Raw genomic sequence first — 12,383 nt, 5'->3', positions numbered from 1 at the left:
GAATCCACCCATTGGAGAGACTGACATGGCCCGTTTTTTCCGTCGTCGCAAGTTTTGCCGCTTTACCGCCGAAGGCGTGAAGTACATTGATTACAAGGACCTCGACACGCTGAAAGCCTACGTGACCGAGACCGGCAAGATCGTTCCGAGCCGTATCACCGGTACACGTGCACGCTATCAGCGTCAGCTGGCAACCGCGATCAAGCGCGCTCGCTATCTGGCCCTGCTGCCCTATACCGACAGCCACCAGTAAGCTGCATACGCCATGCAGGGTTTTGCTCGCTGGATAATGCAGAGTACGCCGCGCGCGGTTGGTGTGGCGCTACTGGGTTCACTGGTCCCATGGCTTTTCTGGCTGTCTGCTGCCGTCAGCGCGCTGGTGACGCTGCGCCGTGGTCTTGGACCGGCATCCCCGGTAGTACTGGCTGCGGCACTGCCGGCTGGCTGGTGGTGGATGCAGGGCGATGCCATCCCGTTGGCCAGCATTCTGCTGGTGACGGTCATGGCCATTATTCTGCGCGAGCGGTTTCGCTGGGGTGAAACCCTGCTGGCCGGGGCCATCGTGGTGGCCGTGTTGATCCAGATCGGGATCTTCGCACCACCTGATGCCTCGCAACTGATTGAGGAAGTACGCGCTCAGGCGCCGGAGATTGACGAACTGCTTCGGCAGTACGCAAGCCAGGGAGTGCCGGTTGAAAGACTGGCGATTCTGATGATCTCGGCCGTGACCGGCCTGATGGTCATGCTGGCCGCAACCGCCTGCCTTGCGCTGGCGCGAAGCTGGCAGGCAGCCCTGTACAATCCCGGCGGTTTCCGAGACGAGTTTCATCGCTTTCGTCTGTCGAGGCTGGAGCTTGCCGGTGTGGTCCTGATGACCGCTGTCGGTTTTCTGGGCGCACTCCCGGGCGCCATATTGATGGCCTGGGTTCCTCTGTTGGTGGCGGGCATTGCCCTTGTGCACGGTGTGGTAGGTGTAAAGTCCATGAGAGGGTTCTGGCTGGTCGGCTTTTATGCATTGCTGCTGACCACTTGGCCCACGTTAGTGATAGTGCTGCTGCTGGCGCTGATAGATACCTTTGCGGATTTCCGCACGCGTCTGATCGGCAGTCAACGTTAAGAGGTCCACGAGATGGAAGTCATTCTGCTCGACAAGCTCGGCAAGCTGGGAGACCTGGGCGACCAGGTCAGCGTCAAGCCGGGTTACGGTCGTAACTACCTGGTGCCTTACGGCCTGGCCGTTCCGGCAACCAAAGCCAACGTCGAAGCTTTCGAAACGCGTCGTGCCGAGCTCGAAGCCAACGCCGCCGAGCGTCAGGCCGAAGCCGAACGTCGCGCTGAAGAGCTGTCCGAGATCGAGCTGTCGCTCGTTGCTCGCGCAGGCGATGAAGGCAAGCTGTTCGGTTCCATTGGTCCGCGCGATCTGGCTGATGCCATCGCTCAGGCCGGTATCGATGTTGCGCGCAGCGAAGTTCGCATGCCGCTGGGCCCGATCCGTCAAACTGGCGAATACGACATCGAGCTGCGTCTGCACTCCGATGTTACCGCCAGCGTTCGCGTGGTCGTGGTTGCTGAGTAAGCCATATTGATGGCACTGCGCATATCCATGATATGCCATGAGAAGGGGCACCTTGTGTGCCCCTTTTTTTAATGACCGTTTTCAATCGCTGTCCGGCTGGAAGGATCATGACATGTCCTTTCCGCGAGCGTAGGCTATGATCCTGCGTTGAATCACTCTCCCGGGTAAGTCGTCACATGGTTAATCGTCGTCATGAGTGAAGTGATCGAGTTTGATCAGGAAACCGCTGCGCTCAAGGTGCCGCCATACTCGCTTGAAGCCGAACAATCCGTACTGGGCGGTCTGATGCTGGACAATCAGGCCTGGGACGAGATTGCCGATCGTCTGGTCAGTGATGATTTCTATCGCATAGAGCATCGCGATATTTTCAAGGCCATGGCCCGTCTGGCAGAAGAGGGGCGACCGCTGGATGTGGTGACGCTCTCCGAGGAGCTTGAATCACACGACCGGCTGGACCGTGTTGGTGGTCTCTCCTATCTCGCCGAACTGGCACGTAACACGCCGTCAGCCAGCAATATTCGCGCCTATGCCGATATCGTGCGCGAGCGTGCCACCCTGCGAAAGCTGATCGCGGCGGCCAATCAGATTGCAGAGGGTGCCTTCAATCCTCAGGGCCGCAATGCGGACGAGCTGGTCAATGAAGCTGAACGGCTGGTCTTCCAGATATCCGAATCCCGGCCCAAGACTGGCGGTGCCATTGGCATGAGCGACCTGCTCAGCAAGGCCGTGGACCGTATTGATGAGCTGTTCAACCTCAAGGGACAGATGACAGGGTTGTCGACCGGCTTTCGTGATCTGGACGACATGACCTCGGGGCTTCAGCCCTCTGATCTGGTGATCGTGGCGGGCCGCCCCTCGATGGGCAAGACCACCTTTGCCATGAACCTGGTCGAGCACGCCGTAGTGAGCAGCGACAAGGCTGTGGTGGTGTTCTCAATGGAAATGCCGGCGGAGTCCCTCATGCTGCGCATGATCTCCTCGCTGGGGCGCATCGATCAGACCCGTGTGCGTAACGGGCAGCTTGAGGATGAGGACTGGCCGAGACTGACCTCGGCGGTGAACCTTCTCAAGGATAAACAGCTCTACGTCGATGATACCGCGGCTCTCTCACCTAATGAGATGCGCTCGCGAAGCCGGCGTATTGCGCGAGATGCCGGCGGTATCGGGTTGATCATGATCGACTATCTGCAGCTGATGCAGGTACCGGGCATGTCGGAAAATCGTACCGCAGAAATCTCTGAAATTTCGCGTTCGCTCAAGGGGCTGGCCAAGGAATTCAACTGCCCGGTCGTGGCGTTGTCGCAGCTTAACCGCTCGCTGGAACAGCGCCCCAACAAGCGTCCGGTCATGTCGGATCTACGTGAGTCCGGCGCCATCGAGCAGGATGCCGACGTCATCGCCTTCGTCTATCGCGACGAGGTGTATAACAAGGACAACCCCGACAACAAGGGGCTGGCCGAGCTGATCATCGGCAAGCAGCGTAACGGTCCCATCGGTACCGTGCATATGGCCTTTATCGGCAAGTACACCCGATTCGAGGATCTCGCGCCGGGCAGCTACGGCCAGTACGAAGAGTAACTGGCGTCCCTATGCGCCCAAAGACCCATGAGACGACGCCATTGGCGTCATTTCCCTTTTTCCTGATAAGCCTGACAGGAGTCAATATGCCGGCTGGATACCGTCGCGGCGGACGTCGTCAACCCAAACTGGAAGCACGCGGTACGCTTGAAAGCGTCGAAACCGAAGGTCCCTTCAAGGAGTGGCTGGGCATGCCGGATCTTTACCGGCATACCCTGACCGTGAACGGCGAGGTCTACTCCTACCAGGTAGAAGAGGCCCAGCTGGATGTCTCGATAGGCGACTATGTTGTATTTCGTTACAAGGAGACCAAGGCCGGGCGCTGGATCGATCGTCGCTCGCTGGGGGTCGCCATTGACCCCGCGACCTTCAATCGCGAATAGCCGCTGAGGCCGTGGTCGGTCGTCGTGTCGATGATCTGCGGGACCGGATGGCAACATCCGGTCCCGTTTTGCATTTTGAATGCCGTAATGGGAAATACCGGGTATTTCATTTGAAATGAGAAGCATTATTATTTAAATTCAGTCCCCTATTCGTTTGAACGGTGTCAGTGATCGAGTGATTCTTTCGTTCGGTCGATACGCCGTCCTCAGAACCCGCGCAGGGGTGGTATTGCAGAAGATGGTGATCTCATGAGTCAGGCCGATTTTCTTCCCGTCAGCGGCGCCCAGGCTGGTATCTGGTACGGCCAGCAGAGCAGTTCCTGTCAGGGAGGATATTCCACTGCACAGTGTCTCGAGTTCACCGGCAATATGAATGTCAACAGGCTGGCACAGGCCGCCTCAATGGCCATCAACGAGGCCGATGGTCTGTTTGAAGGCTTTGTGGTCACCGACAGTGGCCCGGCAAGACTTGCAGCCAGCGGTATCAGACAGGCAAAAGACGTGGAGATCATTGATCTGCGCGGCAGGAAAGATGCCCGCGAACGGGCCTGGCAGCAGATGTCCGAGCGTCGTGAGGCCCCCTTTGCGCTGGAAAAGGGCCCACTTTATCGTCAGGCCATCTGGCGACTGGCGGATGATCATGTGCTCTGGTGGCTCAACATGCATCATGTGGCCGCCGATGCCTGGGCCTATGGACTGATCCAGCAGCGCGCTGCCGAGCACTATATCGCACTGGGCAAGGAAGAGGCGGTCAAACCGGCCTGGTATGGCAGTATCGAGCGCGTTATCGAAGAAGAGCAGCGCTATCTTGAAGGCAGGGCGCTTGAGCAGGACCGGACGCACTGGCAGGGCATCTTTGGCGATGACCCTGAACCTGTTTCTCCCTCGGGACGATTTGCACCGGCGCAGCCTCATGCCCTGCGCTGCGAAATGACGCTGGACCAGGCGCAGAGTCGGCAGTTTCATGAGCGGTGTGTCGAGCAGCGCCAGGGGCTGGCCGAAGCTATTCTGGCCGCCAGTGGGGCCTGGTATGCGCGCATGTGTCAGCGGCCCGATGTCACACTGGGCGTTCCCATGATGGGGCGCATGCAGGGTGCGGCGCTTCGCACGCCCATGACCCAGGTTAACATGCTGCCGCTGCGTCTGATGGATGACTTCAGCGCCGCACCCATTGAGTGGTGTCAGTCCGCGGCACAGTCCTTGAATACCCTGCGGCGCCATCAGCGCTATCGCCATGAATGGCTGCTGCGCGATCTGGGACGCCGGCCCGGCCGGCGCCCGCTGCTGGGTATGCACGTCAATGTCCTGCCCTTCGATTCAAGCGGTCAGTGGCCGCAAAGCCAGGTGTACAGGCATCACCTGGTGGCAGGACCTGTCGATGATCTGGTCTTTTCGGTGTATCTCGGTGGTGACAGCGAGGCCATGCGCCTGGCACTGGATGGGAATCCGGCGCTTTATAACGAGAGCGAGCTTGAGTGGCATCTCGCGCGGCTGGCACAGTGGTTGTTAACGTTCATGGCTGCCCCCGAAACCCCTGTGGGCGAGCTGATGCTGGCCACCCCACAAGACCATCAGGCGCTGGCTCGCTTCAACGCCACCGACCACCCTGTGGAAACGACCCACATGGCAACGCTGTTTGAGCGCCAGGCTTGTAAAACACCCGGTGCGACAGCGCTGGTGGCAGGTGGCGTGGCACTGGATTACCAGTCGCTGGGGCGTCAGGTGCAGGCGCTGGCGAATTCGCTGATCGAGCAGGGCGTATGTCCCGGTGACGCTGTCGGAGTGGCACTGCCTCGTTCGCTGGAAATGCAGGTGGCACTACTGGCCATTCATCATGTGGGGGCGGCCTGGCTGCCTCTGCCGCTGGAATATCCCGATGCGCGTCTGATGGACATCATCACGCGCGCCACGCCGCGATTGATTCTGATCGATGAGGTACAGCGTGTGCGCTTCTCATCGGACGTCGTGCAGGTCCTGACGTTGGCAGATGCCGATAAGTGTCGAACGCTGACCCCCGGGAGCGCTGCACAGCGCGATGCCGGTCTCGGTGCTTACATTCTTTTCACCTCCGGCTCGACCGGCAAGCCCAAGGGTGTACTGGTTGAGCATCACGCCATCGTCAATCGCATTCTCTGGATGCAGGGGCGCTACGCGCTGGGAGAGGGGGATCGGGTGCTTCAAAAAACCCCCAACGGCTTTGATGTGTCGGTATGGGAATTCCTGTGGCCCATGATCAGCGGTGCGGCGCTGGTCATGGCACGCGAGGGTGGTCACCGTGATCCTCGCTATCTCATTGATACCATCATTGATGAGGCGATTACCACGCTGCACTTTGTGCCCTCAATGCTCGATATTCTCCTCGATGAGCTGAGCGATCAGGACGTTGAGCGCATGACCGCCCTGCGTCAGGTCTTTGTCAGCGGTGAGGCGCTCTCACGTGAGCTGGAGCATCGTTTTCTGACGCGCCTGCCCGCGGTGGCGCTGCACAATCTGTATGGCCCCACCGAAGCTGCCGTCGATGTCAGTGCCTGGCAGTGCCACGTTGCGGACACCGACAGTAGCGTGCCTATCGGGGCGCCCATCTGGAACACGCGTTTGCATGTGCTGGATGCCGGTTTACAGCCGGTGCCGGTCGGGATGCCGGGAGAGCTCTATATTGCCGGGCGCAATCTGGCACGTGGGTATCTGGGTCAACCGGAACTGACCGAAGAGCGCTTTATTGACTGCCCGGCGCTGGAGAGCGATTCGAGACTGTATCGCACCGGTGATCTGGCGCGCTGGCGCTTTGACGGTGTGCTCGAATATCTCGGGCGCATTGATCATCAGGTCAAACTGCGCGGCCAGCGCCTGGAGCTCGGCGAAATCGAGTCCGTCATGCTTGCCTTTGACGGGGTGGCGCACGCTGTGGTCAGTGTCCATGGCAGTGGTCACAGCGCTCGACTGGTAGGCTACGTCATTGTTCAGGAGAGCCGCGAGCCATCGCTGGACGCGCTCAAGCGCCACCTGTCGCGCGCGCTGCCGGATTATATGGTGCCCGGTGTCATCATTGAGCTTGAGGCGCTGCCACTGAGCCCCAACGGCAAGCTGGATCGTCGGGCTCTGCCGGCGCCCGGGGCCGGAGAGGAGGGCATGGCACCGGGGACGCCTCGCCAACAGATCATGGCCGATCTTTTTGCCGAGGTGCTCGGGCTTGAACGAGTCAGCATTCGGGATAACTTTTTCGATCTTGGCGGCAACTCGTTAAACGCACTGCAGTTGATACGCCGCATTAATGAGGCGCTGGGGTCAAATTTCACCATTGCCACGCTTTTCGAGGCCTCTACCATTGAGGCGCTGGATGCGCTCAATATGGAGGAGGCCGCGGCAGGTGGGCTGGATGTCATTCTGCCGCTGAGAGAAAGTGGCGAGGCGTCACCGGTCTTTTGCATCCATCCGGCGGGCGGCTTGGCCTGGTGCTATGCGGGGCTGGCACGCACGCTGCCTTCACGATATCCCCTGTACGGTTTGCAGGCGCGTGGGCTTTTGCCCGACGCTCGACGTCCGGAGACGATGGAAGAGATGGCGCGCGATTACATCGCACAGATACGTCGTATTCAGCCTCAAGGGCCCTATCATTTGCTGGGTTGGTCGGTGGGCGGGATGATCGCACATACCATGGCGGCACTACTGGAAAGCGACGGTGAAAAAGTGGGCATGCTGGCGCTACTGGATGCCTATCCGGCTGATCTCTGGCGAGACATGACGCCACCGGATGAAGGCATGGCCCTGGAGGCGCTGCTGCGTATTGCAGGGCTTACCGATACAGCGCTTGTCGACAATACCGGATCGCGTCGGGCGCAGGTCATTGCCCTGCTGCAGCGCGAAGGCAGTGCGCTTGGTCAGCTGTCGTCACAGACGCTGGATGCCCTGGTGGATGTGGTGATCAACAACAGCCGTCTGGTGCGAGAAACCCATCATCTCGTCTATCGCGGTGACATGCATTTCTTCACGGCGGCCACGCCCCGTGAAGAGGACTGGCTCGACCGCCGCGCCTGGCAGCCCTATGTCGGCGGGCGCATCATCAATCTGGATCTGCCGGCCACGCACCCGGAGCTGATGCACCAGAAGCATCTGACCACGATCGCACAGCATTTGATGGCGGTTCTTGAGCCCCGAACGACCTGTTGCGACGGCGTGTCGTAATGGCATCTCGCGCCGAGACCCTCATGGTTGATCTCTTTCGGCGGCGCGCGCTGATCGGGCTTGGAGAGATTCACTGGTGTCCGGCGGTGATGGAAGCCATCACCGCGCTGCTGGAAAATCCGGCACTTGAGGGAACGTTTGACGATATCGTTGTCGAATTTGGGAGTGCCCGTCACCAGGCATGGCTTGACCGCTACATCGGCGGTGAGGACATGGATGATACCGGGCTCGAAGCTGTCTGGCAGGACACCCTCTATTTTCTGCTGTGGAGCCCGCCGGTCTACGCTGATTTTTTCAGGCGTCTCCGTGCTGCCAATCTCAAGCGTGCTTCCAGATATCGTGTTCGGGTGATACTGGCGGAGCCTGCCATAGATTGGGAAACACTGGATGCCGAGGGTTTTGTCCGCTGGCATGAGCAGCGTGAAGGCGCCTATGCTGAACGTGTCGAGCAGGAAGTTCTCGAGCGAGGGCGGCGCGCCGTGCTGGTCTTCGGACTGCGCCACCTGACGCATCATTCACTGCCTGATGCGTCCTACGAGCCGCTGGCAGAACGACTCGTTAAGCGTTACCCAGGGATTATCGAGCTGATTCATCCCTATCATGGGGAAAAGGGCGTCTTTTCAGGCGATCACCTTTTCCTTGATGTACGTCATAATGGTCTAATGTTACCTGCCGCTTCCGAGTTCTCGAGCGGCCCTGCCATGATCGACCATATCTGGTACCTCGGTGACCTCGAGCGCCGGATTGCGCTGCCTGATGCACTCTTTGCCGATACGACCTGGCTCGCCACGATCGTGGCACGACTGCAACGTCTGGGTGAAACCCACATTGCACGTGCTCGACGCCTGATGACAGCGCCGCAAAGGGCCATTTTTGATGATGGTCTGACGCGTTATCGAAGCGACGTACAAAAGGGCCCGGTAACGTAGCATCAAGACAACACTGGAAAGGCAGTGCTGGCGCTGACACGGAATTGTCATCCGGCATTGCTACTCTTTCGACAACTGATAGAAAAGACATAGAGATGACCATCGCCGAGCGAGCGATGAGAAGATAGCCCAGGGAGGGTTACATGGAATTACATCAATTAGAAAATGCCGCGTCACACCATCATGAAATGGAAGTGCGCGTCGTACGCAATACGCTTAGCCACATCTACCAGATTGAATGCGAAACCCTCAGCGGTGACCGACAAAAGCTCAGCCGTCGTGGCAAGCCCTGTCTGTTCCGCTCGATCGATGAAGCCATTGATCAACTGATGGTCGCCGGTATCCGCCATGCTTGGATCGTGCGTCAGAGTGAAGAAGACGGCAGTGATAGCTCGCGCCGCCTGGTACAGCTGGGCAGCCTGCCCGAGCTGGCCATTGCGATCTGATGATTGCGAATTCGATTGGGGCGCATGCCGTTAAAAACACCAAAACCTGATCTTGTAATTGAATGACCTCGCGCCGGCTTTTGCCGGCGCTTTTCATGGGGGATGACTCAACCGCTGCTCCTGCCGGTATTCTAACGATACCCGGCCAGATGATCCCCCTGTCCATAGGCCGGTTCATAATCCAGCTGATCCAGAAAACGAATGGCCTGCTCGCGCAGGGCTTCGCGTTTGTCGCTGCTCATTTTATTAAGCGAGCCATAAATAAGCTTCATCCGCTGGTTGCCGGCCAGCTGTTTTTCATGACGCTCCAGAAAGTACCAGTACAGGCTGTTGAAGGGGCAGGCATCCTCACCGATGCTTTTTTTGACATCAAAACGACACTGCTGGCAGTGGTCCGACATACGGTCGATATATTTGCCCGAGGCACAGTAGGGCTTTGAGCCGAGGTAGCCGCCATCGGCATACAGCACCATACCCAACGTGTTGGGCAGCTCCACCCATTCATAGGCATCGATGTAGACCGCGAGGTACCAGTCGCACAGCGCTTCCGGGCGCACGCCGCAGAGCAGGGCGAAATTGCCGGTGACCATCAGCCGCTGAATATGATGGGCATAGGCATGATCCCGGGTCATTTCGATGGCGCGTCTCAGACAGCGCATGTCAGTGTCGCCGGTCCAGTAGAAAGCGGGTAGATTCCGGTCGGCCTTGAGATCATTGCGCTGCTTGTAACCCGGCATATTCAGCCAGTAGATACCGCGCACATATTCGCGCCACCCCAGAATCTGTCGAATGAAGCCTTCTGTGCAGTTGAGTGGGACACTGCCATCACGCCAGGCGTTTTCTGCCGCCTGACAGACCTCCAGCGGCCTGAGTAGCCCGGCATTGAGCGCACCGGAAAGCCGCGCATGATACAAAAAAGGGTGCTGGTCGCTGATGGCGTCCTGATAATCGCCAAAAAAGGGCAGGGCGTGTTTGATGAAATGGTTCAGATCATTGAGGGCCTGACGCCTCGTGACGGGCCAGTTGAACCCTTCAAGCGTGCCAAAGTGATCGCCGAAATGTGTCTCGACCAGCGCCATGACCTCACGGGTCATCTGGTCCGGCTGATGCTGAGGCGGCTCGGGTGGATGGATGTCTCTGGGCAGCGGCTTTCGATTGTCCTGATCGAAATTCCACCGCTCTCCCTGCGGATTGTTCTGCTCATCCATCAATAGCCCGGTTTCGCGACGCATCCAGCGATAGAAGTGCTCCATACGAAATCGCTGGCGGCCCTGAGCCCACTGGTTAAACTCTTCCTGAGAGCAGAAGAAGCGATCATCAGTCACCATGTACCAGGTCGGGGTGTTGCTTCGTCTTTTCTGTATGCGATCAAACAGGCGCCATTCGCCGGGAGAGGTCACCCGGATGTCATCGCAGTCATAAAGTGTGGCCACGCGTTCGGCCTCACTGATCAGATCCTGCGTATTGTCGTTATCATCCAGACAGGTGTAGTGCACCTGATGTCCCTTCTGGCGAAGCGCTTGTGCAAAATGGCGCATGGCAGAGAAGAGAAAGGCGATTTTTTGCGGATGATGAGGCACATAGCGGCCTTCCTCTTCTACTTCGAACAGGGCTACCACGGCATTGTCCGGTGCGCCTGTCAGCACGGGAAGATCCTCGGTCAGTTGATCCCCAAGGATTACGATCAGCGGTCGAGACATTTACACTTCCTGCATGTAACGAATAGGGACATTTCATCAACGCGGCTTGAGCGGCGCTGATAGAATAATTTCATTAAAATTGATCATTTTGAGGGTTTGTGTAATCAATCCCCTCTGGTTACTGCAAGGAGTATAGACATGGCGCAGGCCCCCTTTGGCGTACTGCTGGCCAATCTTGGCACCCCGGATGAGCCCACACCTTCTGCCGTACGGCGATATCTGGGGGAGTTTTTGTGGGATCGTCGCGTCATCGATGTGTCTCGTCCGCTCTGGTGGTTCATTCTCAATGCCATCGTGTTGCGAACGCGTCCAAAAAGGGTCGCCGAGGCCTATGCGAGCGTCTGGGAAGAGGAGGGGTCGCCGTTGTTGGCCATTGGCCGACGTCAACAGCGCGCACTCAAGGCACATCTGGATGCGCAGTATGGCTGTGACATCCCGGTTGAGCTGGGCATGACCTATGGCAGACCCACGATGGAAAGCGCCGGGCTGAGCTTTCGTCGTGCCGGCGTCAATCGCATCGTGGTATTGCCGCTTTATCCGCAGTATTCACGTTCTACCACGGCGGCCGTCTTTGATCGTCTGGCCGATGCGCTCAAGCCGTGTCCGGATATTCCCGAGATGCACTTTATCCGCGATTACCATGACGACCGCGGCTACATTACAGCGCTGGCCGAAAGTGTTCGTGAACACTGGGCCACGCGCGGCAAGCAGAACCATCTGTTGATCTCTTGGCACGGCATCCCGAAGCGTTACGCCGAGGAAGGTGATCCCTACCCGAAACACTGTCGCGCTACCAGTGAGGCGCTGGCGCGCGAGCTGGGACTTGAGGACAGTCAGTGGACCATGACCTTCCAGTCACGTTTTGGTCGGGAGGAATGGCTCAAGCCCTATACCGACGAAACGCTCAAGAACTGGGACGTGAAAACCACGCCCGGCATTGATGTCATCTGTCCGGGCTTTGCAGCGGACTGTCTGGAGACGCTTGAAGAGATTCAGGTAGAGAATCGCGAATATTTCGTTGAGGCCGGCGGGGAAGAGTATCACTATGTGCCAGCGCTCAATGACCGCGAGGGTCATATTGAAGCGCTGGCGGGTCTGGTCGAGAAAAACACGCGCAACTGGCGCTGACGTTCAGCGTACGACAGGTCAGCGCCTCACGGGCTGTGGCGCTGACCGCTGCCGGGGTCTTCCGGATGCGGTGTGTCCGGTTCCTGTCCGACATCCTCTTCGCGAAGCTCGCTGGGGGCACCGGTGGTCGAGGCATCACTGGGAAGCTTTTGGTGCAGTGCCACCTTGGCCAGCAGGTGCGCGCTGATGGGCGCCGTGATCAACAGGAAAATGGTGACCAGCAGCAGCTGGATATGAAAGGTGCGATCAATCAGCAGGAAATAAAACATGCAGGCGACCAGAATCAGCCCGACGCCCAGTGTCGTGGCTTTGGCCGGCCCATGCATGCGCAGATAGAAATCACGCAGGTGCACCATCCCGAAGGAGCTGATAAAGGTGATCAGCGCGCCGGCGATCAGAAAAAAGGCCGTCAGCGCTTCGAGCGCCGTATCAACCCATGCCTTGTCCAGCCATGCCATGGT

At 58.6% G+C, this 12,383-nt stretch carries 11 protein-coding genes; 9 read left to right on the top strand and 2 right to left on the bottom strand.

What is annotated here, in order from left to right; all coding sequences use genetic code 11:
* Positions 1-25 precede the first annotated feature (25 nt).
* The 8 genes from rpsR (at position 26) to B9H00_RS03100 (ending at position 9,094) form a co-directional block, all read left to right on the top strand.
* Positions 26-253, top strand: coding sequence for a 30S ribosomal protein S18 (gene rpsR / locus B9H00_RS03135; protein WP_086622313.1), 228 nt, complete (start codon positions 26-28; stop codon positions 251-253).
* A gap of 12 nt (positions 254-265) precedes the next feature.
* Positions 266-1,117: a hypothetical protein gene (locus B9H00_RS03130; RefSeq protein WP_086899444.1), complete on the top strand. Its 852-nt coding sequence runs from the start codon at positions 266-268 to the stop codon at positions 1,115-1,117.
* Positions 1,118-1,129: 12 nt separating this feature from the next.
* On the top strand, positions 1,130-1,576 hold the full coding sequence (gene rplI, locus B9H00_RS03125; RefSeq protein ID WP_086899443.1) for a 50S ribosomal protein L9: 447 nt from the start codon (positions 1,130-1,132) through the stop codon (positions 1,574-1,576).
* 192 nt (positions 1,577-1,768) lie between these two features.
* Positions 1,769-3,154, top strand: a complete 1,386-nt coding sequence (gene dnaB, locus B9H00_RS03120) for a replicative DNA helicase (RefSeq protein WP_086899442.1) — start codon at positions 1,769-1,771, stop codon at positions 3,152-3,154.
* A gap of 86 nt (positions 3,155-3,240) precedes the next feature.
* The gene (locus B9H00_RS03115) at positions 3,241-3,537 is read left to right on the top strand and encodes a hypothetical protein (RefSeq protein ID WP_086899441.1); all 297 of its coding nucleotides are present in this window, start codon (positions 3,241-3,243) and stop codon (positions 3,535-3,537) included.
* A gap of 249 nt (positions 3,538-3,786) precedes the next feature.
* Complete coding sequence (locus B9H00_RS03110; RefSeq protein ID WP_086899440.1) at positions 3,787-7,719, top strand: non-ribosomal peptide synthetase; 3,933 nt, start codon at positions 3,787-3,789, stop codon at positions 7,717-7,719.
* Entirely contained in the window at positions 7,719-8,648 is a 930-nt protein-coding gene (locus tag B9H00_RS03105; RefSeq protein WP_086899439.1) for a hypothetical protein, read from the top strand. Before B9H00_RS03110 ends, B9H00_RS03105 begins: the two co-directional genes overlap by 1 nt.
* Positions 8,649-8,791: 143 nt before the next feature.
* Positions 8,792-9,094: a hypothetical protein gene (locus B9H00_RS03100; RefSeq protein ID WP_086899438.1), complete on the top strand. Its 303-nt coding sequence runs from the start codon at positions 8,792-8,794 to the stop codon at positions 9,092-9,094.
* Between the two features lie 131 nt (positions 9,095-9,225).
* On the opposite strand, the gene B9H00_RS03095 is transcribed toward B9H00_RS03100, so the two are convergent.
* Positions 9,226-10,794, bottom strand: a complete 1,569-nt coding sequence (locus B9H00_RS03095) for a cryptochrome/photolyase family protein (RefSeq protein ID WP_086899437.1) — start codon at positions 10,792-10,794, stop codon at positions 9,226-9,228.
* A 138-nt stretch (positions 10,795-10,932) separates the two neighbouring features.
* Here B9H00_RS03095 and hemH point away from each other — a divergent pair, with 138 nt between their 5' ends.
* On the top strand, positions 10,933-11,922 hold the full coding sequence (gene hemH, locus B9H00_RS03090) for a ferrochelatase (RefSeq protein WP_086899436.1): 990 nt from the start codon (positions 10,933-10,935) through the stop codon (positions 11,920-11,922).
* Positions 11,923-11,948: 26 nt separating this feature from the next.
* Here the strand turns inward: hemH and B9H00_RS03085 are convergent, their stop codons facing one another.
* Complete coding sequence (locus B9H00_RS03085; RefSeq protein WP_086899435.1) at positions 11,949-12,380, bottom strand: Na+/H+ antiporter subunit G; 432 nt, start codon at positions 12,378-12,380, stop codon at positions 11,949-11,951.
* Positions 12,381-12,383: the final 3 nt, after the last annotated feature.

This window comes from Kushneria marisflavi, assembly GCF_002157205.1.
Lineage (GTDB): Bacteria > Pseudomonadota > Gammaproteobacteria > Pseudomonadales > Halomonadaceae > Kushneria > Kushneria marisflavi.
The sequence above is the reverse complement of the archived record's forward strand: the minus strand, read 5'-3'. Positions and strand labels throughout refer to the sequence as shown.

Coding starts and splice junctions, on each gene's coding strand:
- rpsR (WP_086622313.1), top strand. CDS start 26: ATGGCCCGTTTTTTCCGTCGTCGCAAGTTTTGCCGCTTTACCGCCGAA.
- B9H00_RS03100 (WP_086899438.1), top strand. CDS start 8,792: ATGGAATTACATCAATTAGAAAATGCCGCGTCACACCATCATGAAATG.
- B9H00_RS03105 (WP_086899439.1), top strand. CDS start 7,719: ATGGCATCTCGCGCCGAGACCCTCATGGTTGATCTCTTTCGGCGGCGC.
- dnaB (WP_086899442.1), top strand. CDS start 1,769: ATGAGTGAAGTGATCGAGTTTGATCAGGAAACCGCTGCGCTCAAGGTG.
- hemH (WP_086899436.1), top strand. CDS start 10,933: ATGGCGCAGGCCCCCTTTGGCGTACTGCTGGCCAATCTTGGCACCCCG.
- B9H00_RS03115 (WP_086899441.1), top strand. CDS start 3,241: ATGCCGGCTGGATACCGTCGCGGCGGACGTCGTCAACCCAAACTGGAA.
- B9H00_RS03085 (WP_086899435.1), bottom strand. CDS start 12,380: ATGGCATGGCTGGACAAGGCATGGGTTGATACGGCGCTCGAAGCGCTG.
- B9H00_RS03095 (WP_086899437.1), bottom strand. CDS start 10,794: ATGTCTCGACCGCTGATCGTAATCCTTGGGGATCAACTGACCGAGGAT.
- B9H00_RS03130 (WP_086899444.1), top strand. CDS start 266: ATGCAGGGTTTTGCTCGCTGGATAATGCAGAGTACGCCGCGCGCGGTT.
- rplI (WP_086899443.1), top strand. CDS start 1,130: ATGGAAGTCATTCTGCTCGACAAGCTCGGCAAGCTGGGAGACCTGGGC.
- B9H00_RS03110 (WP_086899440.1), top strand. CDS start 3,787: ATGAGTCAGGCCGATTTTCTTCCCGTCAGCGGCGCCCAGGCTGGTATC.